Below are 21,180 nucleotides of genomic sequence, written 5' to 3'. Positions count from 1 at the left end.
CCCTCCCCCGATCGCTCGGGAGAGGGTTAGTCGCCCGCGTTTTAACGCGGACTGAATTCACGCGCCTTGCGGGGCGGGATTGCCGAACGGCCCCTTGGGCTTGCGGATCTTCGGGATCGAAGTGCCCGCGCTGGCAACCGGCGCGGTCTTGGCGCCCGGGTCCTCGCGGCCCATGTCCTCGCCCGCGATCAGCCGCTTGATCTCCTCACCGGTCAGCGTCTCGTACTCGAGCAGCGCCTGGGCCAGCGAATGGAGCTGGTCGATATGGTCGCTCAGCACCTGCTTGGCGCGGTTGAGACCGCCCTCGACCAGCTTCTTGATCTCGGAATCGATCAGGCGCGCCGTCTCGTCGGACATGTGCGCGGGGCGCGCCATGCCGTAGCCGAGATAATTCTGCTCGTCCTCGGCATATTCGAGCGGACCGACCGCCTCGGACATGCCCCAGCGGGTGACCATCGAGCGCGCCAGCCGCGTCGCAGACTGGATGTCCGACGAAGCGCCCGAGCTCACCCGGTCGTAGCCGAAGATCAGCTCCTCGGCGACGCGGCCGCCCATCGCGATCGAGAGGTGCGCGTACATCTGGTCGCGGTGCATCGAGTTCTGGTCGCGCTCCGGCAGGCGCATCACCATGCCCAGCGCGCGGCCGCGCGGGATGATCGTCGCCTTGTGGATCGGGTCCGATGCCGGCTCGTGCATCGCGACGATGGCGTGACCGGCCTCGTGATAGGCGGTCATGCGCTTCTCGTCCTCGGTCATGAGCATCGACTTGCGCTCGGCGCCCATCATGACCTTGTCCTTGGCGTCCTCGAACTCGCTCATCGCGACGAGGCGCTTGCCGCGGCGCGCCGCGAGCAGGGCCGCCTCGTTGACCAGGTTCGCCAGGTCGGCGCCCGAGAAGCCCGGCGTGCCGCGCGCGATGACGCGCGGATCGACGTCGGGCGCCAGCGGCACCTTCTTCATATGGACCGAGAGGATCTTCACGCGGCCTTCTATGTCCGGGCGCGGCACCACGACCTGGCGGTCGAAGCGGCCCGGGCGCAGCAAGGCGGGATCGAGCACGTCGGGGCGGTTGGTCGCCGCGATGATGATGATGCCTTCGTTTGCCTCGAAGCCGTCCATCTCGACGAGCAGCTGGTTGAGTGTCTGCTCGCGCTCGTCATTCTGGTTGCCGAGGCCCGCGCCGCGCGAACGGCCGACCGCGTCGATCTCGTCGATGAAGACGATGCACGGCGCCGACTTCTTGGCCTGCTCGAACATGTCGCGGACGCGGCTCGCGCCCACGCCGACGAACATCTCGACGAAGTCCGAACCCGAGATGGTGAAGAAGGGCACGCCCGCCTCACCCGCGATCGCGCGGGCGAGCAGGGTCTTGCCGGTGCCGGGCGAGCCGACGAGCAAAGCGCCCTTGGGGATCTTGCCGCCGAGGCGGGCGAACTTGGTCGGGTCCTTGAGGAACTCGACGATCTCCTGGAGCTCCTCGCGCGCCTCGTCGATGCCGGCGACGTCGTCGAAGGTGACCTTGCCTTCCTTCTGCGTCAGCAGGCGCGCGCGGCTCTTGCCGAAGCCCATGGCTCCGCTCCCCGAATTCTTCTGCATCTGCCGGAGCACGAAGAAGGCGATACCGAGGAAGAGCAGGAAGGGCAGCGACTGGACCAGGATATATTGCCAGATCGACGCGCCCTCCTCGGGCCGCGCGTTGATCGCCACGCCCTTCCCGCGCAGCGTCGAGATCAGCTGGGGATCGTTGGGCGCATTGGTGCGGAAGCGCGCATCGCTCGACAGCGTGCCCGAGACGATGCTGGTGCCCGCGGCGCCCGCGGCGATGTTGACCGACTTGACCTCGCCGGCTTCCACCTTGTCGAGGAAGCTCGAATAGGACATCGCGTCGCCTGCGGCCGGGGTGCCGGCGCGGTCGAACAAATTGACGAACAGCGCGAGCGCCGCAAGGATGCCCACCCAGATCAGCAGGCTCTTCATCCAGGGATTGCCGCCGCCGTTTTCGGGACCCTGCGGCTTGTTGTTGTCATTCATATCGAGCTCGATACCTTTCGCCCATCATAGATAGGCACCGCCAGGTTAATGGCAATGGAACAACGTCGATCAGTGTGATCGGCGCGCCGGAGCTGCGCTGAAGCGCCATTCAGCATGTTTCGCGCTCGCTTTCACCCCCGCAATCGTACCGGTGCCGCCCGAAAGGAGCGTGGCGACGAGGCGGTCGAGGCTTTCGCCGCGGAGCTTGTCGAGCGGCGCTTCCTCGTCCCCGGCGCGGACCCGATCCACGGCCCGCTCCACCAGCCGCCGCTGCAGCTCGTAGGGCAAGCCGCCTGCGTCGAGCCGCACCGAAAGGCCATCGGGCCGGCTGCGCGCCTGCCACTCGCGCTCGGCGGCCCAGGCGAGCGCCTCCTCCGCATGGCGCAGGTTGCGCGCCGCGAGCGCCAGCCGGTCGGCCGGCAGCTCGGACGATTCGGCGAGCAGCCTGCGCATCCTGACGCGGTCGAAGCGCGGATCGCGGTTGGACGGATCCTGCACCGCCGCGATCCCCGACGCCGCGACGATCGCCTCCAGCTCGGCGCGCGACCAGTCCAGCAATGGCCGGACCAAAGTGACTCCGCCCAGCGGCCGCGTGGCGCGCATCGCGGCCAGTCCGCCGACCCCGGCGCCCCGGCGCGCGCGCATCAGGAAGGTCTCGGCGACGTCCTCGCGCTGGTGCGCGGTGGCGACCCATGCGACGCGGCCCTTCGCCCATTCGGCAAGCAGGGCATAGCGCAACGCGCGCGCACTCTCCTGCAGATTGCCCGCCGGAAGCGCGCCCGTGAGGATATGGTGCGGCACGCCGAGCGTCTTGCAGATCTCGCCGACGAACCGTGCTTCTTCGGCCGCCTCGGGACGCAGCCCGTGATCGACCGTCGCGGCGATCACTTGTTCGGGAAACGCCGCCGATGCCAGCAGCAGTAGCGCGAGGCTATCGGGACCGCCTGAAACCGCCAGGCCCAACCTGCAATCCTCCCCCGGAGGGGGAGGTGGCAGCCGAAGGCTGACGGAGGGGTAGTCTCCACTGGCGACATGGCTTGGGGCGACTACCCCTCCACCGCTTCGCGGTCCCCCTCCCCCTCCGGGGGAGGAATAGAGGGCCATCACGTCACGGCGGAAACGCTCGACCGCTGCCGGGGCGAGCGTCACAAGCTCATTTGCACTTCTGCGCGACACGTCCCTCGGCCACGCCGGCCTTCATCTCCGCCGACAGCCGCTCCCCATAGAGCTGGTCGAGCTCGGTATAGACCTTGCACACTTCGCTCGCCGGCTTCTTCAGCTTGGTGAGCGCCTGGGCGAGGTAATAGAGGCTGTCGGGCGCGCGCTCGCCGTTCGGGTTCTTCTTGTAATTCTCGTAGAAGGCGACCGCGGCGAGACTCGGCGCGCCGCCGTCAAGATAGGCGCGGCCGAGCAGGTTCTGCGCGTAGCTGGCGCGGCGATGCTGCGGATATTTGGTGGCGACCGCCTCGAGCTCGCGGCGCGCCTCGGGATAGAGCTTCGCCGACCACAGCCGGAAGCCATAGAGATAGCCGTCCTCGGCCGGATCACCGCCATTGGGCTTCTCGATCGCGGCGACCTGTTGTGCGCGGGTGCCGGTGGGCTTGGCGGGCTTCTCCTCGGCGGCCGGGCGCGTGGGCCGGGTCGGGCGCGCGGGCGCCTCGCCGAGATCGACCGGCGCGATCACCGGATCGCCGCCGTTCGAGGCGCCGACATTGGTCGACGCGTCCTCCAGCGCCTTCAGCCGCGCGTCGGTTGCGCGCTTATAGGCGGCGAACCCGTCCTCGAGCTGCTTCAGGCGATAGCCGTCCTGCTCGACCTGGCCGGTGAGCGTCTGCACCTGGCTCTCGAGCGCGGCGACGCGCTGGGTGAGATCGGCGAGCGGCGTTCCCGCTGGGGTGCCGGGCGCCTCGATGCTGGTCTCGGGCACGATCTGCGGCTCGATCGTCTGGCCGGCGCCGCCGGGGAAGACCTTGCGCTGCACCGCGCGCATCTCGCGCTCGAGCCGGTCGACGCGGCCTTCGACCGCGGTCGACTGAGCGTGGGCGACGCCCGTTCCGGCGACAAGGGCCGTCAGAGCTGCCGCGGCCATCCAATAACGCATTTCGTCACACCCCCCGGTGCAGGATTTCGGGAATTGATACGCGCATCTCGTATAGCTGACACGCCGCGCCTGTCGCCAGCCTTAAGGTATCGCCACCGAGTTGCCAGCCGGCGCTTCCCCGGCTGCGGCAGGCGGCGTCGGAGACGCGCCGGATTGACCACGCGCCTGCAGCGCGGCGGCGCTCACCTCGGCCTCGACCGTCTCGACGCCGGTGCCGAGCGGCGGGACGTTCGAGCCGTTGAGCAGCACCTGGATGCGATCGGGCCGTCCGGTGCGGACGCGCGGGCGATCGGCGTCCTGCGGCACGTCATAGCGCTCGCCCGTCGCCATTTCCTTCTCGAACAGCCGGTTGCCGCTCGCGTCGGTCACGCGCAGCCAGACGGTGTCGAGCGCCACCAGGGTGACCTGGCCGCCGCTCACCGGTGCGGGCGCGGGTTCGGCGGCATTGCCGGTATCGACCGTCGCGACATTCTCCACGGGAGGTGCGCTGTCGAATGCGGGCGCGCCGCCGCGGAACAGGTTGGTGCCGTACCAGAGGCCGACGCCGATCAACACGAGGACCGCGACGATGGCACCCGCCAGCGCGATCCCGCGCGAGGGCACGCGCGAACGCTCGTCGAAATCATAGGAAGGCGGCGGCGGGGGGCGTTCCGGACGGTCGCCCAGTTCCACGCGCAGCTCGCGTGCGATCGCGACTTCGTCCGCGCCGACCGCCCGCGCATAGGACTTGGCGAAGCCCATGGCATAGGTGACCGAGGGCAGGCTGGCGAAGTTCGACTGCTCGATCGCCTCGAGATGCCGCAGCGGGATGCGGGTCCGGCTGGCGATCTCGCTCAGTTCGAGCTTCTGCGCCTCGCGTGCCGCACGCAGCTTCTCGCCCACGGTGGCGGGGAAAAGCGTCGGATTCTCGGCGTTGTCGCCTTCCATTCTAGCCTCCGGCGGAAGGGTTGCGGCCCGGTTCGCTCCCGCCTTTGCGCGGGTGTCCCTCAGGCGACAGGCCCTGTCAACGCTGCCGCTAGCAAATCGGGCGAAAGATCAGGCCAGTTCGACCGAATGCTCAGTCGCCCAGGCGGCGAGCATGTCGCGCAGCGGCGTGCGGGGGTCGGCGAGCCATGGTCCCATCGCGCCGATCAGCGCGCCGCGATCGAGCGAGCGGACCATCGCCTTGATCGGCCCCACCGCCGCCGGGGTGATCGAGAGCCGGTCGATCCCGAGCCCGATCAGCGCCATGGCTTCGAGCGGGCGCCCGCCCATCTCGCCGCACACCGCCACCGGCACCTCCGCGGCATGCGCCTGGTCGACCACGCGCTTGAGGAAGCGCAGGATCGACGGGCTCAGCCAATCGTAACGCAGCGCCAGCTTGGGATGCGCGCGATCGGCGGCGAACAGGAACTGGGTGAGGTCGTTGGTGCCGATCGACAGGAAGTCGATCCTGGGCAGCAATATGTCGAGCACTTCGGCGAGCGCCGGCACCTCGAGCATCGCGCCGTAGCGGATCTCGGTCGGCATCTTGCGCCCGCGCGCGGCGAGCCAGGCGCGCTGCGCTTCGAACAGGTCGCGCGCCGCGTCGAACTCCCAGGGCTCGGAGACCATCGGGAACATGATGTTGAGCGTGCGGCCCGCGCCGGCCTCGATCAGCGCGCGCGCCTGGGCCTTCATCAGGCCGTCGCGGTCGAGCGCGAGCCGCAGCGCGCGCCAGCCCATCGCCGGGTTCTCCTCGTCCCCGTCCTCGTCATGGTTGAGATAGGGAAGCGCCTTGTCGCCGCCGATATCGACGGTGCGGAACACCACCGGACGCTCGCCCGCGGCCTCGAGCACGTCCTTGTACAGCCGCTTCTGCGCCTCGCGCTGGGGCAGGGTCGCCGATACGAGGAACTGGAACTCGGTGCGGAACAGCCCGATCCCGTCGGCGCCGGTCAGGTCCAGAGCGGCGAGATCGTCGCGCAGGCCGGCATTGACCATCACGGTGATGCGATGCCCGTCGCCGGTCACCGGCAGCTCGCCGCGCAACTGGGCGAAGGCGGCGCGGCGCTTCTGGCTGAGCGCGAGCTTCGCCTCGAACGCCTCCTGCATCGCCGTGCTCGGGCGGACGAACAGGCTCTCCTCGGCGGTGTCGAGGAGCAGCATGTCGCCCTCGGCGATCAGCCGCCGCACGTCGCGGACGCGGCCGAGCACGGGCACGCCCATCGCGCGCGCGACGATGGTGACGTGCGCGGTGAGCGAGCCTTCCTCGAGCACCACGCCCTTCAGGCGGCGGCGGTCATATTCGAGCAGTTCGGCAGGACCCAGATTGCGCGCGATCAGGATCGAATCGTTCCGCAGGCCCATCTGCGCGGCGGTGCCCAATTGGCCCGAGACGATGCGGAGCAGCCGGTTGGAGAGGTCCTCCAGGTCGTGCATCCGGTCGCGCAACAGCGGATCGTCGATCTCGCGCATCCGCATCCGGGTGCGCTGCTGGACGCGCTCGATCGCGGCCTCGGCGGTGAGGCCGGAATCGATCGCCTCGTTGATCCGGCGGCTCCAGCCTTCGTCATAGGCGAACATCTTGTAGGTCGCGAGGACCTCGTCATGCTCGCCGCCGCCGCCGAACTCGGCCTGGCTGGCCATGCGCTCGATCTGGTCGCGCATCTTGTCGAACGCGGCATAGACGCGGTGGCGCTCGACTTCGATGTCCTCGGCGACCGTGTGCTCGATCGTGATGCGCGGCTGGTGGAACACCGCGACGCCCGCCGCCATCCCCTCGACCAGCTTGAACCCCTTGGCGTGGGTCGCCCCGGTCGATTGCGGCCGGTCGGTGCCGACCCCGGCCGCGGTGTCGATCAGGTCGGCATTGGCGATCAGCTCGGAGAGCACCATCGCCACCGTCTGCAGCGCCTCGATCTCGACATCGGCGTAGCGGCGCGGTTCGACATGCTGGACCGCGAGCACGCCCACCGCGCGCTCGCGACGGATGATCGGCACGCCAGCGAAGCTGTGGAAGCGGTCCTCGCCCGTCTCGGGGCGATAGGCGAAATCGGGATGCGCCGCCGCCTCGTCGAGGTTGAGCGTCTCGACATTGGCGGCGATGGTGCCGACCAGGCCCTCGCCGAGCGCGAGCTTGGTGACGTGGACGGCCTCCTGGTCGAGCCCGCGGGTCGCGAACAATTCGAGCACGCCCTCGCGCAGCAGGTAGATCGAGCAGACCTCGCTATCGAGCGTGGTGCCGATGATCTCCGCCACCGAGTTGAGCTTCGACTGCGCAGGCAGCCGTTTCGCCATCACGTCGTGGAGGCGGGTGAGGATCTCGCGGGCGGAAGCGGCGGCAGTGAGGGCCATGCCCCCGCGCTAACAGATTGCGGGGGCCTACGCCATTGTCCCGCGAGACAAAGGACGAACCTTAGGGAAACAGGGCGTCTGGGCCCGGCGGGCTGGTGTCCGCCACGGCCAGGGCGACCGAAGGCCGGCCGCCCATGCGCCACTCGGCATAAGCGACGCGATAGGCGTCATATTCGCGATAGAAATCGGTGAAGGGTGCCTCGAGCTGCGGCAGCACCTCGGCGGCGAAATCGGCGAACTGGCCGGGCAGCACGGCATCGGTGCGGGCGAGCACGTCGCGCGCGGCCATGCAGAAGCCGTCATGCGCGGTCGGCTGCGCGAAGAAATTGTAGACGCGCGTCATCTGGCGGTCGTGCGCGCTTTCCCATTCGGCGCCGTGGCGCGCGCGATACTGGCTCTTCACGCCGGCATCGGCGGCGGCGAGCGTCGCGCGCTGCTGGCGGAGCAGGCGGTTATACGCGGCGACCGTCTCCAACTCGGCGGCGTCGCGGCAGCCGAGCGCGGCGACGTTGAGCGCGGCGCGGACGTGCCAGCTGGTCTCGTCGCGGCTCAGCCGCTGGTTCGGCGTAACGTAATTGCCCTCGGCGTCGCGTCCCGGGATCAGCTGGTTCGGGGCCGCGCCCGCGGGCGGCGTCGGGGCCGCATTCCAGATCTGGGCGCAGGCCGGCGTCGCGAACAAGGTCGCTGCGGCGAAGGACGAGAGGAATCGTGCGAATCGCTTCATAATCCACCCCCCGGATCGGCGTGGGGATCACGTGCCCGACCCGTGATTCCATTATAGAGAGCGCGGGGAAATCAGGGGTTTAGCGGAATTCCGATACGCAACATTCCGGATGTTGCAGATATACATACTATGCGATATACAGTGTGTAACACATACCATGCGAGACACGGCAGTGCCCATTGAGGAAGACCTGTTCGAAAAGCTGCGCGTCGAGCTCCGGCGCGGCTCGCTGGTGCTGGCGGTGCTCGGGGCGCTGCGCGAGGAGCGCTACGGCTACACGTTGCGCACCAGCCTCGAGGAAGCGGGGCTGCCGATCGACGAAGGCGCGCTCTATCCGCTGCTGCGCCGGCTCGAGGCGCAGGGGCTGCTCACCAGCGAATGGCGCGAGGAAGCGAAGCGCAACAAGCGCTTCTACCGGCTCTCCCCCGACGGGCTCGAGATCCTCGCCCGGCTGCTCGGCGAATGGAACGCGATCTCGGAATCGATCCTGCGGCTTACCGGAAAGGACAAGTGATGGACCTCATCGAACGCTATCTCGCGTCGGTCCGGCAGAACCTGCCGGCGGACAAGGCCGACGACATCATCGCCGAGCTCCACGACGAGCTCGCGACGCGGCAGGAAGCGCGGGAAGACGCGCTCGGGCGGCCGCTGGGGCGCGACGAGCTGACCGCGTTGCTCCGCGAGTTCGGCCATCCGCTGGTGATCGCGGCGCGCTACCGCCCCCAGCAATATCTGATCGGGCCCGAGATCTTCCCCTTCTATCTCTTCGCGTTGCGTGTGGTGCTCTCCATCGGCGCGATCTCGCTGGTCGCGGTCGGCGCGATCTCGGCGGCGCTCGGCGACGGCGATCTGGTGCGGATGTTCGCACGGATCACCGGCAATCTCTGGGACTTCTTCCTTACCGCGGTGGCGGTGGTTACGCTCGGCTTCGCGCTGTTCGAGCGCTATGGCGGCCCGGTCGACCAGCTCTATCGCTGGACCCCCGAGCATCTTCCCGTGCCGCTCGCCCGGCGCAAGGGGCAATGGGAAGCCGCGTTCGAAGTCGGGATGGGGCTCGCCTTCCTGCTCTGGTGGACCGGCGTGATCCACTTGCCCGTGGTCGCGGCGAGCGACACCTTCCGCATCGAGCCCGCGCCGGTTTGGGAGGACTATTATCTGCCGATCCTGCTGCTCGCCACGGCGCAGTTCGTCGCCAATCTCGCCAAATGGCTGCTGCCGCACCTGCGCCGGACCAATGCGGTGCTGGCGATCGCGATCTCCGTCGCGGCGATCGCCCTCGTCGCGGGGCTCTACCAGGCGGGCGCCTGGGTGACGGTCGTGGCGATCGGAACCGGCTCGGCCGACGTCGCGCGGCTGAGCGAGAGCCTGGACCTGTCGATCCGCATCACTTTGATCGTCCTGGCGGTGATCATGGCGCTGCAGGCGCTGGGCGAGCTGTGGAAGCTCGCCCGCGGGGGCCGTGAAGTTTCCTTCGCAGCCTAACCCCTTCAAGCGTCATCCCCGCGCAGGCGGGGATGACGGAAGTAAACCCTTTTACGCCGCGCGCTTCTCCAGCGCGTGCGCGGCCTCGGCCATCAGCGTCGCGATGATCTCGGCGACGGGCTCTTCGCGGGTGACCATGCCGACCGACTGGCCCGCCATCACCGAGCCGTGCTCGATATCGCCGTCGATCACCGCGCGGCGCAGCGCGCCCGCCCAATAATGTTCGATCTGGAGCTGGGCCTCCATCATCTCGACCTTGCCGTCGTCGAGCAACTGGGCGACTTCGCGCTGCTTGGCGGTGAACAGCTCGCCGCCGGCATTCTTGAGCGCGCGGACGGGGATCACCGGCAGCCGCGGATCGATCTGGACGCTGGCGACGGCATCGCGCGCCGAGGCCCGGATGAACGCCTTCTTGAAGTTGGCGTGCGCGATGCTCTCGGTCGCGCAGACGAAGCGCGTGCCGAGCTGGACGCCCGCCGCGCCCATGTCGAGATAGCCCGCGATCGCCTCGCCACGGCCGATCCCCCCGGCGACGAACACCGGGACCTGGGCGGCGACCTCGGGCAGGATCTCCTGCGCGAGCACGCTGGTCGAGACCGGGCCGATATGCCCGCCCGCTTCCATGCCCTCGACCACCAATGCGTCGACGCCCGAGCGGATCAGCTTCTTGGCAAGGCTCAGCGCGGGCGCGAAGCAGATCAGCTTCGCGCCGAATTCCTTGATCGCGTCGAGGCTTCCCGCAGGCGGCAGGCCGCCCGCGAGCACGACATGCGTGATATTGTGCTTCTTGCACACCGCGATCAGCTCGAGCAGCTGCGGGTGCATCGTGATCAGGTTGACGCCGAAGGGCCTGGTCGTCAGCGCCTTGGTGCCGGCGATCTCCTTGTCGAGCAATTCGGGGGTCATCGCCCCGCAGGCGATCAACCCGAAGCCGCCCGCGTTGGACATCGCCGCGACGAGGTTGCGCTCGCTCACCCACGACATCGCGCCGCACATGATCGCGACTTCGCTGCCCAGGAATTCGCATCCGCGCGTCATGCGGCGGGCCAGGCGCTCGGCGCCGATCGTGCTATTTGTGGTCATGGCGGCAGGGCCTAGCCGCGTCGGCGGTATCGGGGCAAGCCGGAACGCCGCTCACTCGTCCTTCACATTGCCATAGGTGATGCGGATGCTCACCCAGGTGCCGATCAGCTCCTTGCCGCCGACGCGCGGCGCGCGCACGCGGAACTGCCACGCGGCCTGGCGGACCGCACCGGCATAGCCCGATCCGCGCGGACCCTCGCCCAGCTCCTGGCAATCCTCGACGCGGTGGTCGGTCACCGTCCGGCAGGCGATCAGCCCCCAGCCCGGGCCGCGCGCGCGGCTCGAGATATAGGGCGAGAGCTCGGCGTCCCGTGGCCGTCGATACCATTCGGCGGCGTAGAGCGGCTCGCCATTGGGCGCCTTGCCGACGACTTGGCTGTCGCCGGGCCGGCTGCCCGATTCGGCCGACGCGGCCGCCTCGCCTTCCGGCGCGGCGCGTGGCGCGGAGCCTTTTCCGGCGATGTCGGCGGCCCGGTATTCGGAGCGCGTCATGCGGACGAACCCGGGGGGCAGCTCGACCACCGGCGGCTCGGGCGCCTGGGGCGGCGGCTCGACCGGTTTCGGCGGGGCCGGCTTGGGCTTGCCGCTCGCCGCCTTGCGCTCCTGCGCCTTCTCTTCCTTCCGATCCGCCGCTTCGCGCTCGCCGGACGGGCCCTCGATGCCGAAGACGGTCGGCACATCGCCCTTGTCCTTGCCGGGAATGGTCGGCGCGAGGAACCACAGCAGCAGCGCCACCAGCAGCTCGACGAAGAGCGCGAGCGCGAATGCCATGCCGCGCTGCCTGAGCGATGCGCGCAGCCGGCGGGTGGCGCTCGGGCGCGTTTCGATGGACTCGGCTACGGACAAGGCGAGGCGAGCGATGCCGCCCGAAGGCGGCGGAAAGATGTCAGGCCGCGGTGTCTTCCGCGTCGAGGCCGTAGGCGGTGTGGAGCACGCGCACCGCCAGCTCGGTCTCGTCCTCGTCGATCAGCACCGAGACCTTGATCTCGCTGGTCGTGATCGCCTGGATGTTGATCCCGCGCGCGCCCAAAGTCTTGAACATCGTCGCGGCGACGCCGGCATGGCTGCGCATGCCCACGCCGACCACCGAGATCTTGGCGACGCGCGTGTCCTGGAGCAGCTCGGCGAAACCGATGTCCGCCTTGGACTGGTTGAGCGCCTCGATCGAACGGGCGAGGTCGGCGGCGGGCACGGTGAAGGTCACGTCGGTCGCGCTCGCGGACCCCGCGCTCTGGTGCGCGATATTCTGGATGATCATGTCGACGTTGATGTTCGCGTCGGCGAGCGGGGTGAAGATCGAAGCGACGGCGCCGGGCTTGTCCGGCACCGCGGTCAGCGTGATCTTGGCTTCGTTCTTGTCGTGCGCAATGCCGGTGATGAGCTGGCTTTCCACGTCCTGAATCTCCTCTTCGCCCACGATCATCGTTCCGGGCAATGTGTCCGCCATCGGCGCATTCTCGCCGGTGAACGACGAAAGCACCTGGACGCGGACCTGTTCCTTCATCGCCAGGCCCACCGAGCGCGTCTGAAGCACCTTGGCCCCGACGCTGGCGAGCTCCAGCATTTCCTCGTACGTGACCTTCTTGAGCTTGCGCGCCCTCGGCACGATGCGCGGATCGGTGGTGTAGACGCCGTCCACGTCGGTGTAGATGTCGCAGCGATCGGCCTTGATCGCCGCCGCCACCGCCACCGCGCTGGTGTCCGATCCGCCGCGGCCGAGCGTGGTGACGCGGCCGGTCTCATCGTTCGTCACGCCCTGGAAGCCGGGGATCACCGCCACTTCGCCGCGCGCCCAGCCCTCTTCCAGCCCGCGCGAATCGATCGACTTGATGCGCGCCTTGGCGTGCGCGGCGTCGGTCCAGATCGCGACCTGCGATCCCAGCCACGAGCGCGCCGGCACGCCGATCGCCTGGAGCGTCATCGCGAGCAGCCCGCTGGTGATCTGCTCGCCGCTCGAGACGACCACGTCATATTCGCGCGGATCGTAGAGCGAGCTCGCCTCGCGGCAGAAGCCGACCAGCCGGTCGGTCTCGCCCGCCATCGCGGAGACCACCACGGCGACCTGGTTGCCGGCCTCCCACTCGCGTTTGACGCGCGCGGCCACATTGCGGATGCGCTCGATGCCGGCCATCGAGGTGCCGCCGAACTTCATCACGATGCGTGCCATGTCGGGTGCTTGTTTTCCGGGCCTTGGGTAGGATGAGGCGGCCTGATAGGAGCGGGCCATGGCGAACGCAACCAAAGCAACTATTGACCCGAGTGAAGCTGAGCATTTCGGCAGGCTCGCCGCCGACTGGTGGAATCCGCGCGGTTCGTCGGCGATGCTCCACCGCCTGAATCCCGCGCGGCTCGCTTATGTCCGCGAAGTGATCGACGCGCACTGGGACGGCGACGGCATGTCGTTCGCGCCGCTCGCGGGGAAGACCGCGCTCGACGTCGGCTGCGGCGCCGGGCTGCTCGCCGAGCCGCTCGCGCGGATGGGCGCGCGGGTCACGGGGCTCGACGCCGCGCCCGAGAATATCGGCGCCGCCCGCGCGCACGCCGCCGCGATGGGCCTCGACGTGGAATATGTCGCGGGGGGGATCGAGGACCTGCCGGGCCGCCGCTTCGACCTCGTCACTTCGATGGAAGTGATCGAGCATGTCGCGAACCCCGCGGCCTTCGTCGCCGGCCTCGCCGACGCGCTCGCGCCCGGCGGGCTGATGATCCTCTCCACGCCCAATCGCACCGCGCTGTCGCGCCTCGCGATGATCACGTTCGGCGAAGGCAGCGGCGCGATCCCGAAGGGCACGCACGACTGGAGCCAGTTCCTCACACCCGACGAGCTGACCGCCCTGCTCGAGGGCGCCGGCCTGCACGTCGGCGACCTGCGCGGGCTGGGCTTCTCGCCCGCGCGCGGCTTCGTGCTGAGCGACGATACCAGCCTCGATTATCTGGTCACAGCTCGGCGCGCCTGACTCGGCCTATTGCCCCATGTTGAGCACCGCCACCGGCCCCACGTCGAGCACATGCTTGCCCGTGTTGACGTGGAAGGCCGCACCGATAGCGCCGGCGGCATAGTCCTTGTCCGCTCGGCCGGCGAACTGGTGGAGCTTCCACTCGGGCGTCACGTCGAAAGGCTTGCTGAACACCGCGGTATAGGGCGCGGCGGAGAGCTGGAGCTGTGCGTTGACCTTCGCGGTCGGCGCGTCGCCTTTGCTCAGCCGGGCGTAGAAGGCGATGACCAATTTGTCGCCCGCCTTGACCGGCTTGATCAGCGGCACGTTGACGCCGACGCTCCACGGATCGCCGCCACCGGTCACCGGAAGGCGAAGGGCGTGTCCGCCCTGGACGTTGCCGTCCTTGATCACCTTGGGCGCGGGCGTCATGCCGTAGACCTGGAAGCTGGCGGGATTGGTGTTGTTGGCGACCTTCTCCGCCAGCGCGTCCTCGCTCGACTTGGCGTCCTGCGCGATGCCGGGCATTGCGATCAGCGCGGGCATGGCGATCCCGAGCGCGAGTGCGATCCGCAAGTTCATGCTTCCCCCTCCTGAACCTTATCTTGTCCGGAGGAGATTATGCCGTGCCGCGCCGCCGTCAACGGCGAAGTGATAGCGCTAACCGGGGCTCAGAAGAGCCTGCCCCCGTTCGGGACATCCGCGCTCGGCCGCACCAGCACCACCTTGCCCGCGGCATCGGGGAAGCCGAGCGTCAGCACCTCGGACATCACCGGCCCGATCTGGCGCGGCGGGAAATTGACCACCGCTGCCACCTGCATGCCCGACAGCTCCTCGAGCGTATAATGCTCGGTGATCTGCGCCGAGGAGCGTTTCCGGCCGATCGCCGGCCCGAAATCGATGAGCAGTTTGTAGGCCGGCTTGCGCGCCTCGGGGAAGGGCAGCGCCTCGACGATCGTGCCGACGCGGATGTCGACGCTAAGGAACTGGTCGAAGCCGATCATCTCGGCGGACGCGGCGGCGGGATCGTGGGTGACGTGCATGGCGGGCGCCTTATCGCGCCGAACCCGCCTCCGCCAAGGCCACAGCAAGCCGGCCCGCCATGGGCTCGTTTCCGTCAGGGCTAGGTCGCATCGACATTCAAATCCTCCCCCGCCAGGGGGAGGTGTCGCCGAAGGCGACGGAGGGGGAGGTGGGCGACCCGCTGGCCGTCGTGCTTCCTCCCCCTCCGCCATGCTTCGCATGCCACCTCCCCCTGGCGGGGGAGGATTGAAAGTCCTCGCTCGCCTGAATGTGGATACGGGCTCAGCGGCTGGCCCCGTCATAATGGTCGATCTGGAGCGCATCGAGGTCGATGCCCTCGGCACAGCGCAGGTTGATCTCGACCATCGGCCCCTGCGGTCCCTCGCCCTCGGCGAAGGGCGCGATCCCGCAAGTCGCGCAGAAGTGATGGTGGATGACGTGGTGGTTGAACTCGTAGGTCGCGATTCCCTCGCGCGGCGTGTGCAGCGTGAACTTGTCGGGCGTGGTGAAATGGTGAAGCGGCGCCTTGCGCCGGCAGATCGAGCAGTTGCACGCCAGCGCCCTGGCCGGCGGCTCCTCGTCGACCGTGTAGCGAATCGCGCCGCAATGGCAGCTCCCGGTGAACGGCATCGCGCATCTCTCCTGTCCAGCCGAACCCAATTCGCAACCAGCCTTCGCGATCTGCTCGGCTCCTTGGGCTCCACACCGGCGTAATGGCCGGGCGCGCCTGCAACGCTGCAACATTGCCGTCGATCCCGCTTGTGCCGCTGATCATTGCGGACCATCATCCAGCGCGGGTGACGCTGCCTTTGGGGGGACTATAGGATGTTGCCGCTTCTCGCACTGCTCCTCACGCCAGCAGTCGCGGACAACGCTCCCTGTCCGCTCGGAGCGGGGTGGGCAACGCAGCCGTCCTCGACCGGCATCCGTAATATTCTCAGCATGGATCGGGGCGGCTTGACGTGGAACCATGTGCCGATCTCGAATGAGATTCTGCGCCAATATCTCCGCAACGCAGCCCGTATCTCGCCGCGCCCTGAAATGGTCATCGATACGACCGGGATGGCTTGTGCCGAGCAGCAGCGCCTCGCTGGGGAGATTGAGGCTGCTGCTGCCTGCACGCCGGACATCTGTCGCGCCTACGACGTGGTCCGCGGGCCACTCCCGCCGGCGCCCGCTCTCGATGTACGCCGCCGCTGAGCTCCGTTCTGCGGTCCGTCACTAGCGGTTGACGCGGGCCCGCCACGTCCGGCATTTCCCGGCCATGGGGGACGTCAAGCTGCATCCGAGTTGGCTCGAACCGCTCAAGGCGGAATTCGCGAGCCCGTACATGGAAACGCTCAAGGCGTTCCTCGTCGCCGAGAAGGCGGCGGGCAAGCGCATCTTTCCTGCGGGCAGCGAATGGTTCCGCGCGCTCGACCTGACGCCGCTGGAGCAGGTCCGCGTCGTCATCCTCGGCCAGGATCCCTATCATGGCGAGGGGCAGGCGCACGGCCTTTGCTTCTCGGTGCGGCCGGGCACGCGGACGCCGCCGAGCCTCGTCAACATCTACAAGGAGATGGAGACGGACCTCGGCATCCCGCGCGCGCGCCACGGCTTTCTCGAGCATTGGGCTGAGCAGGGGGTGCTGCTGCTCAACGCCGTGCTCACCGTCCAGATGGGCATGGCCGCCTCGCACCAGGGGCGCGGCTGGGAGCGCTTCACCGACGCAGTGATCCGGCTGGTCAATGCGAAGGCGGAGCCGGTGGTGTTCCTGCTCTGGGGCAGCCATGCGCAGAAGAAGGCGGCGTTCGTCGATTCGATCGACAGAGGCGGCCGCCATCTGGTGCTGAAGGCGCCGCACCCGTCGCCGCTCTCGGCGCATTCGGGCTTTTTCGGCTGCCGGCATTTCTCCAAGGCCAATGCGTTCCTGGCGAGCCGCGGGCAGAAGCCGATCGACTGGGCGCTCCCCGGATAACCGGGAAGGCTGAAGGGGGAGAGAGTGTGCATGCGTAAGCCCGTCGCGACGTTCGTGAGCCTGGCGCTGATCCTGTCGGGCTGCGGCGGCGGAGGGGGTGGCGGCGGCTCTGTGGTCACGCCGCCCGCCGTCACGGTGACGCCGACGCCTTCCGTTGCCACCGGCTGCTCGCTGCGCGAACGGCAGGATTGGGCGGCGACGCAATTGCGCGAATGGTATCTCTTCCCGGAGACGCTGCCCGCGAGCCTGGATCCGTCGCCTTATGCGACCCTGGGCGACTATGTCGACGCGCTCACCGCCACCGCGCGGGCGCAGCGGCGCGATCGCTATTTCACCTATGTCACCTCGATCGCCGAGGAGAATGCCTATTACGCCTCGGGCTCGAGCGCCGGGTTCGGCTTCCGCCTCGGCTATGATTCGGCGGGCGGCCGGGTCTTCGTCATCGAATCGTTCGAAGGCACGCCCGCGCTGAACGCCGGGATCGACCGCGGCGCCGAGATCGTCGCGATCGGCACCAGCGCGTCCAATCTGCGCACGGTGAGCGCGATCATGGCGAGCCAGGGTGCCGCGGGGGTCTCCGACGCGCTCGGCCCGTCGACCGCCGGCACGACGCGGATGCTGCGCGTGACCGATGCGACGGGCACGCGCGACGTGACGGTGGCCAAGGCCGATTTCACGCTGGCGCCGGTCTCTTCGCGCTACGGCGTGAAGCTGATCGACGATGGCGGGCGCAAGATCGGCTATCTCAACCTGCGCACCTTCATCTCCACCGCCGATTCGGCGCTGCGATCGGCGTTCGCGCAGTTCAAGGCGGAGGGCGTCACCCAGGTGATCGTCGACCTGCGCTACAATGGCGGCGGCCTCGTCTCGACCGCGCGGCTGATGGGCGACCTGATGGGCGCCAATCGATCGGCGAACGACGTGCTCGACTATATGACCTACCGGCCCGAAAAGGCGGCCGAGAACCAGACGCGCTATTTCCAGGCGCGGACCGAGTCGATCGCACCGACGCGGATCGCGTTCATCGGCACCGGCGGTACCGCCTCGGCGAGCGAGCTGGTGATGAACGCCTTCATCCCCTGGCTCCATGCCGATGCTGCGCTGATCGGCACCAACACCTATGGCAAGCCGGTGGGGCAGATCGCGGTCGACCGCGCGGCCTGCGACGATCGGCTGCGGGTGATCGCCTTCGCGGTCCAGAACGCCGCGCGGCAGGGCAATTATTTCGATGGGCTGGCCGGCACGATGGAGGCCAGCTGCCGCGCCGGCGACGACATCGCCTATCCGCTCGGCGATCCGCGCGAGGCCTCGACCAAGGCGGCGCTGGACTTCCTGGCGGGGCGCAGCTGCACTGCGATCGCCACGGGCGGGCAGGGCACGCTGGCGCTGCGCGAAGGCGCGCGCGAGCTGCTCGTCCCCGAGCGCCCGAGCACCGCGCAGCGGGAAGTGCCGGGGGCGTTTTAGCCTCCTTCCCTTCCCCTCCCTGCAAGGGAGGGGCTAGGGGTGGGTGCGCGCGTCTGCGCGCTCAAAAAGACTCACTACCGGCTCCGCCAGAAGCGACGGCCGAGGCATCGAGCCTCGTCCGCCGCTACCCACCCCCGGCCCCTCCCTTGCAGGGAGGGGAGAGGTGTTGCTCTACGTCTCCGACCCTCCGGGAGCCTCTTCGGCCTCCGCCTCCGCTGCCTCGCCCCCCGGCGCCAGCGCCCGCACTTCCTCGATGAAGCGCGCGAGCGAGATCGGCTTGGAGACATAGGCGTTAGCGCCCGCCGCGCGGATGCGTTCCTCGTCCTCGCGGCCGGCATAGGCCGTGACCGCCATGATCGGGATCGCGCGCAGGCCGGCGTCGCGCTTCATCTCGCGGATGAGGTCGTAGCCGGTGACGTGCGGCATCTGGATGTCCATCACGATCAGGTCGGGCGCGAATTCGCGCGCCCTGGCGACCGCCTCGCGCCCGTCGCTCACCGGCTCGGCGGCGAAGTCGTGGGCGCGCAGCAGATCGCAGAACAGCTTCAGATTGAGTTCGTTATCCTCGACAACGAGAACCCTTTTTGCCACGCGATGACCTCATGCAGTTGGAGACGGTTTAGGCGATGCCGCGGGTGGAAACAAACGCAGAGGCGATTGCGCTCCAGGCGCTGGCCTGGACTTTGGGCGATTCGGCGCGCGCGTCGCGGCTGCTGGACCTGACCGGCCTCGATCCGGCAGGGCTCCGCGCGCGGGCGGGCGAGCCGGCGCTGCTCGCGGCCATGCTCGGTTTCCTCGAGGCGCACGAGCCCGATCTGGTCGCCTGCGCCGATGCGCTCGCGGTGCAGCCCGCCGATCTCGTCGCCGCCCGCGCGGAGCTGGAACGCGCATGAAACCGCTGCTGATCACCGATTGCGACGAAGTGCTGCTCCACATGGTGCGCCATTTCGGCGTCTGGCTCGACGAGGCGCACGACATCGAGTTCACGCCCAATGGCGGCGACTTCGCCACTTCGATGCGCCGGCGCGCCGACCAGGCCTTGGTCGAGCGCGAGCAGATGTGGGCGCTGCTCGACGGCTTCTTCCCGTCCGAGATGGCGCGCCAGACGCTGGTGCCGCATGCGCGCGAGGCGCTGGCGGCGCTGGCCGAGCATGCCGAGATCATCGTCCTCACCAACCTCGGCGATCATTGCCGCAGCCACCGCATCGACCAGCTCGCCGCGCACGGCATCGTCCACCGCGTCGAATGCAACCAGGGGCCCAAGGGGCCGCCCGTCGCGCGACTGGTCGAGGAGGCGGGCGCGCCGGTGGCGGTCTTCGTAGACGATCTCGCGGTGCATCACGAATCGGTGGCCAAGCACGCGCCGCACGTCCACCGGCTGCACATGATCGCCGAGCCCGACCTTGCCCCGAACGTCCCTCCCGCGCCCCACGCGCATGCCCGAATCGACGATTGGCGGGAGGCGCGCGACTGGATCGCGGCGCGCTTCGCGGCAGGCTTGACCGCCGATGCCGCGAGTGGTTGAGCGACTCGCATGACCGACGCAATCGACGCGAAGCTGGCCGAACTCGGCCTGTCCCTCCCCGAAGCAGCGGCGCCCGTCGCGGCCTATGTGCCCGCGGTGGAGGCAGGCGGGCTGCTTCATGTCTCGGGGCAGCTGCCGTTCAAGGACGGCCAGCTGATGACCGGGCGCCTGGGCGAGGATCGCGACCTCGCTTTCGGCCAGGAGGCGGCGCAGCGCTGCGGGCTGATGCTGGTCGCCCAGATCAAGAAGGCGCTGGGCGGGGATCTCGGCCGTGTCGAGCGGATCGTGAAGCTCGGCGTCTTCGTCAATTCGGCCGGCAGCTTCACCGATCAGCCCAAGGTCGCCAACGGCGCGTCCGAGCTGATGCAGGCGCTGTTCGGGGAGGCGGGTCGGCACGCGCGGAGCGCGGTGGGCGTGCCGGTATTGCCGCTGAACGCAGTGGTCGAGGTCGACGCGGTGGTGGCCATCCGCGGCTGATCGCTGTTGCGGCGCAGCCACAGTTCGTCACGATCGAGCAACAAAAGAGCAAATAATGTTGTGCGCCGCAGCGCGTTACGGCAATGATCTTGTGTCGTCTGGAAGCCGCGCAGGTCACGAACCTTAAAGAAGCGGTGCCGGGCGGCGGCAGGTGGGGACCCTTTAAGCACTGAATTTGAAAGGGATTTCCATGCGCTTTTCGATGATCAGCCTCGGCGCGCTCGCGCTCGCCACGGCGACGCCCGCCATGGCACAGGAAGCCGGCGAGGCGACCGAGCCGGCGCCGGCCGTCACGGTCACCGGCAGCTTCGGCGTGACGACCGACTATCGCTTCCGCGGCCTCAGCCAATCCAACCAGAAGGCGGCGGGCCAGGCGACGATCAACGTCAACCACGAATCGGGCCTCTATGTGGGCACCTGGGCGTCGACCATCTCCGAGCAGTCGCTTCCCGGCTATGGCGAGGCCGAGGTCGATCTCTACGGCGGCTACACCAAGACGCTCGACAATGGCCTCGGCTTCGATGTCGGGCTGCTCTATTATCTGTATCCGCTGTCGCGCGACACGCTGGGCGGCGTCTCCAACGACACCGACTTCTTCGAGCCTTATGCCTCGGTGAACTACACGCTTGGGCCGGTGAACGTGAAGGTCGGCGCCAATTATGCATGGGGCGGCCAGGCCGGCCTCGGCGACGACGACAGCCTGTACCTGTACAGCAACGTCGCGGCGACGATCCCGAACACGCCGGTCAAGCTGCTCGGCCATGTCGGCCGTTCGGATGGCGCGCTCGGCGCGTTCAACCTCGATCCGACCGACGAGAGCTATATCGACTGGTCGCTCGGCGCCGAAGTCACCGCCAAGGGCTTCACCTTCGGCGTCTCCTATGTCGACACCGACATCACCGACCAGCGCGTGCTGGGCGAGAAGTTCAGCAACGCGGTGGGCGGCGATAGCACCATCCTCGGCTACATCACGTACGCATTCTGATCCTGGCGGAGGGCGCCTCGGCGCCCTCCCTCATGCGGACGCGAAAAAGCCGGGCTGCTCCATCGAGCGGCCCGGCT

At 68.6% G+C, this 21,180-nt stretch carries 23 protein-coding genes; 10 read left to right on the top strand and 13 right to left on the bottom strand.

What is annotated here, in order from left to right:
• Positions 1 to 57: 57 nt before the first annotated feature.
• From ftsH to MT490_RS11470, 6 genes are all read right to left on the bottom strand, one after another.
• Positions 58 to 2,031, bottom strand: a complete 1,974-nt coding sequence (gene ftsH / locus MT490_RS11495; RefSeq protein WP_297387504.1) for an ATP-dependent zinc metalloprotease FtsH — start codon at positions 2,029 to 2,031, stop codon at positions 58 to 60.
• A 69-nt stretch (positions 2,032 to 2,100) separates the two neighbouring features.
• Positions 2,101 to 2,994: a tRNA lysidine(34) synthetase TilS gene (gene tilS, locus MT490_RS11490; RefSeq protein WP_297387501.1), complete on the bottom strand. Its 894-nt coding sequence runs from the start codon at positions 2,992 to 2,994 to the stop codon at positions 2,101 to 2,103.
• A gap of 190 nt (positions 2,995 to 3,184) precedes the next feature.
• The gene (locus MT490_RS11485) at positions 3,185 to 4,120 is read right to left on the bottom strand and encodes a hypothetical protein (RefSeq protein ID WP_297387499.1); all 936 of its coding nucleotides are present in this window, start codon (positions 4,118 to 4,120) and stop codon (positions 3,185 to 3,187) included.
• A 93-nt stretch (positions 4,121 to 4,213) separates the two neighbouring features.
• Entirely contained in the window at positions 4,214 to 5,059 is an 846-nt protein-coding gene (locus tag MT490_RS11480; RefSeq protein WP_297387496.1) for a helix-turn-helix domain-containing protein, read from the bottom strand.
• A 108-nt stretch (positions 5,060 to 5,167) separates the two neighbouring features.
• Positions 5,168 to 7,447: a phosphoenolpyruvate--protein phosphotransferase gene (gene ptsP, locus MT490_RS11475; RefSeq protein WP_297387493.1), complete on the bottom strand. Its 2,280-nt coding sequence runs from the start codon at positions 7,445 to 7,447 to the stop codon at positions 5,168 to 5,170.
• A gap of 61 nt (positions 7,448 to 7,508) precedes the next feature.
• The gene (locus MT490_RS11470) at positions 7,509 to 8,171 is read right to left on the bottom strand and encodes a hypothetical protein (protein ID WP_297387491.1); all 663 of its coding nucleotides are present in this window, start codon (positions 8,169 to 8,171) and stop codon (positions 7,509 to 7,511) included.
• Between the two features lie 157 nt (positions 8,172 to 8,328).
• Here MT490_RS11470 and MT490_RS11465 point away from each other — a divergent pair, with 157 nt between their 5' ends.
• Positions 8,329 to 8,685, top strand: a complete 357-nt coding sequence (locus MT490_RS11465; RefSeq protein ID WP_297387488.1) for a helix-turn-helix transcriptional regulator — start codon at positions 8,329 to 8,331, stop codon at positions 8,683 to 8,685.
• On the top strand, positions 8,685 to 9,653 hold the full coding sequence (locus MT490_RS11460; RefSeq protein ID WP_297387485.1) for a hypothetical protein: 969 nt from the start codon (positions 8,685 to 8,687) through the stop codon (positions 9,651 to 9,653). Before MT490_RS11465 ends, MT490_RS11460 begins: the two co-directional genes overlap by 1 nt.
• A gap of 51 nt (positions 9,654 to 9,704) precedes the next feature.
• On the opposite strand, the gene MT490_RS11455 is transcribed toward MT490_RS11460, so the two are convergent.
• The 3 genes from MT490_RS11455 to MT490_RS11445 form a co-directional block, all read right to left on the bottom strand.
• Positions 9,705 to 10,736 carry a nitronate monooxygenase gene (locus MT490_RS11455; protein ID WP_297387482.1) on the bottom strand — a complete coding sequence of 344 codons (1,032 nt, stop codon included), beginning with the start codon at positions 10,734 to 10,736 and terminating at the stop codon, positions 9,705 to 9,707.
• 51 nt (positions 10,737 to 10,787) lie between these two features.
• Positions 10,788 to 11,507, bottom strand: a complete 720-nt coding sequence (locus MT490_RS11450; protein ID WP_297387480.1) for a hypothetical protein — start codon at positions 11,505 to 11,507, stop codon at positions 10,788 to 10,790.
• 115 nt (positions 11,508 to 11,622) lie between these two features.
• On the bottom strand, positions 11,623 to 12,903 hold the full coding sequence (locus MT490_RS11445) for an aspartate kinase (RefSeq protein WP_297387477.1): 1,281 nt from the start codon (positions 12,901 to 12,903) through the stop codon (positions 11,623 to 11,625).
• Between the two features lie 58 nt (positions 12,904 to 12,961).
• Here MT490_RS11445 and ubiG point away from each other — a divergent pair, with 58 nt between their 5' ends.
• The gene (gene ubiG, locus MT490_RS11440; RefSeq protein ID WP_297387474.1) at positions 12,962 to 13,693 is read left to right on the top strand and encodes a bifunctional 2-polyprenyl-6-hydroxyphenol methylase/3-demethylubiquinol 3-O-methyltransferase UbiG; all 732 of its coding nucleotides are present in this window, start codon (positions 12,962 to 12,964) and stop codon (positions 13,691 to 13,693) included.
• 6 nt (positions 13,694 to 13,699) lie between these two features.
• Here the strand turns inward: ubiG and MT490_RS11435 are convergent, their stop codons facing one another.
• The 3 genes from MT490_RS11435 to MT490_RS11425 all read right to left on the bottom strand — a co-directional run bounded on the left by MT490_RS11435 (position 13,700) and on the right by MT490_RS11425 (position 15,325).
• Positions 13,700 to 14,254: a carbohydrate binding domain-containing protein gene (locus MT490_RS11435; RefSeq protein WP_297387471.1), complete on the bottom strand. Its 555-nt coding sequence runs from the start codon at positions 14,252 to 14,254 to the stop codon at positions 13,700 to 13,702.
• An 89-nt stretch (positions 14,255 to 14,343) separates the two neighbouring features.
• On the bottom strand, positions 14,344 to 14,715 hold the full coding sequence (locus MT490_RS11430) for a tRNA-binding protein (RefSeq protein ID WP_297387468.1): 372 nt from the start codon (positions 14,713 to 14,715) through the stop codon (positions 14,344 to 14,346).
• 262 nt (positions 14,716 to 14,977) lie between these two features.
• Positions 14,978 to 15,325, bottom strand: coding sequence for a GFA family protein (locus tag MT490_RS11425; RefSeq protein WP_297387465.1), 348 nt, complete (start codon positions 15,323 to 15,325; stop codon positions 14,978 to 14,980).
• A gap of 195 nt (positions 15,326 to 15,520) precedes the next feature.
• On the opposite strand from MT490_RS11425, the gene MT490_RS11420 reads away from it, so the two are divergent.
• The 3 genes from MT490_RS11420 to MT490_RS11410 all read left to right on the top strand — a co-directional run bounded on the left by MT490_RS11420 (position 15,521) and on the right by MT490_RS11410 (position 18,116).
• Positions 15,521 to 15,895 (top strand): hypothetical protein, encoded by a 375-nt coding sequence (locus tag MT490_RS11420; protein ID WP_297387463.1) that lies wholly within the window; start codon positions 15,521 to 15,523, stop codon positions 15,893 to 15,895.
• A 64-nt stretch (positions 15,896 to 15,959) separates the two neighbouring features.
• Positions 15,960 to 16,652 carry a uracil-DNA glycosylase gene (ung, locus tag MT490_RS11415; RefSeq protein ID WP_297387460.1) on the top strand — a complete coding sequence of 231 codons (693 nt, stop codon included), beginning with the start codon at positions 15,960 to 15,962 and terminating at the stop codon, positions 16,650 to 16,652.
• Positions 16,653 to 16,682: 30 nt separating this feature from the next.
• Entirely contained in the window at positions 16,683 to 18,116 is a 1,434-nt protein-coding gene (locus tag MT490_RS11410) for a S41 family peptidase (RefSeq protein ID WP_297387458.1), read from the top strand.
• A gap of 171 nt (positions 18,117 to 18,287) precedes the next feature.
• Here the strand turns inward: MT490_RS11410 and MT490_RS11405 are convergent, their stop codons facing one another.
• Positions 18,288 to 18,707, bottom strand: a complete 420-nt coding sequence (locus MT490_RS11405) for a response regulator (RefSeq protein WP_297387455.1) — start codon at positions 18,705 to 18,707, stop codon at positions 18,288 to 18,290.
• 35 nt (positions 18,708 to 18,742) lie between these two features.
• Here MT490_RS11405 and MT490_RS11400 point away from each other — a divergent pair, with 35 nt between their 5' ends.
• The 4 genes from MT490_RS11400 to MT490_RS11385 all read left to right on the top strand — a co-directional run bounded on the left by MT490_RS11400 (position 18,743) and on the right by MT490_RS11385 (position 21,103).
• Entirely contained in the window at positions 18,743 to 19,009 is a 267-nt protein-coding gene (locus MT490_RS11400; RefSeq protein WP_297387452.1) for a DUF3572 family protein, read from the top strand.
• Positions 19,006 to 19,641 (top strand): HAD family hydrolase, encoded by a 636-nt coding sequence (locus MT490_RS11395; RefSeq protein WP_297387449.1) that lies wholly within the window; start codon positions 19,006 to 19,008, stop codon positions 19,639 to 19,641. Before MT490_RS11400 ends, MT490_RS11395 begins: the two co-directional genes overlap by 4 nt.
• 9 nt (positions 19,642 to 19,650) lie before the next feature.
• A complete protein-coding gene (locus tag MT490_RS11390; protein WP_297387446.1) occupies positions 19,651 to 20,118 on the top strand; it encodes a RidA family protein in 468 nt (155 codons plus the stop codon).
• Between the two features lie 190 nt (positions 20,119 to 20,308).
• Entirely contained in the window at positions 20,309 to 21,103 is a 795-nt protein-coding gene (locus tag MT490_RS11385; RefSeq protein WP_297387443.1) for a TorF family putative porin, read from the top strand.
• The last annotated feature ends 77 nt before the right edge of the window (positions 21,104 to 21,180 follow it).

Source organism: Sphingomonas sp. (assembly GCF_026460985.1).
Lineage (GTDB): Bacteria > Pseudomonadota > Alphaproteobacteria > Sphingomonadales > Sphingomonadaceae > Sphingomonas.
The sequence above is the reverse complement of the archived record's forward strand: the minus strand, read 5'-3'. Positions and strand labels throughout refer to the sequence as shown.

Excerpts from the sequence above, each read along its gene's own strand:
- ftsH (WP_297387504.1), bottom strand. The coding sequence starts at position 2,031 with ATGAATGACAACAACAAGCCGCAGGGTCCCGAAAACGGCGGCGGCAAT.
- MT490_RS11485 (WP_297387499.1), bottom strand. The coding sequence starts at position 4,120 with ATGGCCGCGGCAGCTCTGACGGCCCTTGTCGCCGGAACGGGCGTCGCC.
- MT490_RS11480 (WP_297387496.1), bottom strand. The coding sequence starts at position 5,059 with ATGGAAGGCGACAACGCCGAGAATCCGACGCTTTTCCCCGCCACCGTG.
- ptsP (WP_297387493.1), bottom strand. The coding sequence starts at position 7,447 with ATGGCCCTCACTGCCGCCGCTTCCGCCCGCGAGATCCTCACCCGCCTC.
- MT490_RS11470 (WP_297387491.1), bottom strand. The coding sequence starts at position 8,171 with ATGAAGCGATTCGCACGATTCCTCTCGTCCTTCGCCGCAGCGACCTTG.
- MT490_RS11465 (WP_297387488.1), top strand. The coding sequence starts at position 8,329 with ATGCGAGACACGGCAGTGCCCATTGAGGAAGACCTGTTCGAAAAGCTG.
- MT490_RS11460 (WP_297387485.1), top strand. The coding sequence starts at position 8,685 with ATGGACCTCATCGAACGCTATCTCGCGTCGGTCCGGCAGAACCTGCCG.
- MT490_RS11455 (WP_297387482.1), bottom strand. The coding sequence starts at position 10,736 with ATGACCACAAATAGCACGATCGGCGCCGAGCGCCTGGCCCGCCGCATG.
- MT490_RS11450 (WP_297387480.1), bottom strand. The coding sequence starts at position 11,507 with ATGGCATTCGCGCTCGCGCTCTTCGTCGAGCTGCTGGTGGCGCTGCTG.
- MT490_RS11445 (WP_297387477.1), bottom strand. The coding sequence starts at position 12,903 with ATGGCACGCATCGTGATGAAGTTCGGCGGCACCTCGATGGCCGGCATC.
- ubiG (WP_297387474.1), top strand. The coding sequence starts at position 12,962 with ATGGCGAACGCAACCAAAGCAACTATTGACCCGAGTGAAGCTGAGCAT.
- MT490_RS11435 (WP_297387471.1), bottom strand. The coding sequence starts at position 14,254 with ATGAACTTGCGGATCGCACTCGCGCTCGGGATCGCCATGCCCGCGCTG.
- MT490_RS11430 (WP_297387468.1), bottom strand. The coding sequence starts at position 14,715 with ATGCACGTCACCCACGATCCCGCCGCCGCGTCCGCCGAGATGATCGGC.
- MT490_RS11425 (WP_297387465.1), bottom strand. The coding sequence starts at position 15,325 with ATGCCGTTCACCGGGAGCTGCCATTGCGGCGCGATTCGCTACACGGTC.
- MT490_RS11420 (WP_297387463.1), top strand. The coding sequence starts at position 15,521 with ATGTTGCCGCTTCTCGCACTGCTCCTCACGCCAGCAGTCGCGGACAAC.
- ung (WP_297387460.1), top strand. The coding sequence starts at position 15,960 with ATGGGGGACGTCAAGCTGCATCCGAGTTGGCTCGAACCGCTCAAGGCG.
- MT490_RS11410 (WP_297387458.1), top strand. The coding sequence starts at position 16,683 with ATGCGTAAGCCCGTCGCGACGTTCGTGAGCCTGGCGCTGATCCTGTCG.
- MT490_RS11400 (WP_297387452.1), top strand. The coding sequence starts at position 18,743 with ATGCCGCGGGTGGAAACAAACGCAGAGGCGATTGCGCTCCAGGCGCTG.
- MT490_RS11395 (WP_297387449.1), top strand. The coding sequence starts at position 19,006 with ATGAAACCGCTGCTGATCACCGATTGCGACGAAGTGCTGCTCCACATG.
- MT490_RS11390 (WP_297387446.1), top strand. The coding sequence starts at position 19,651 with ATGACCGACGCAATCGACGCGAAGCTGGCCGAACTCGGCCTGTCCCTC.
- MT490_RS11385 (WP_297387443.1), top strand. The coding sequence starts at position 20,309 with ATGCGCTTTTCGATGATCAGCCTCGGCGCGCTCGCGCTCGCCACGGCG.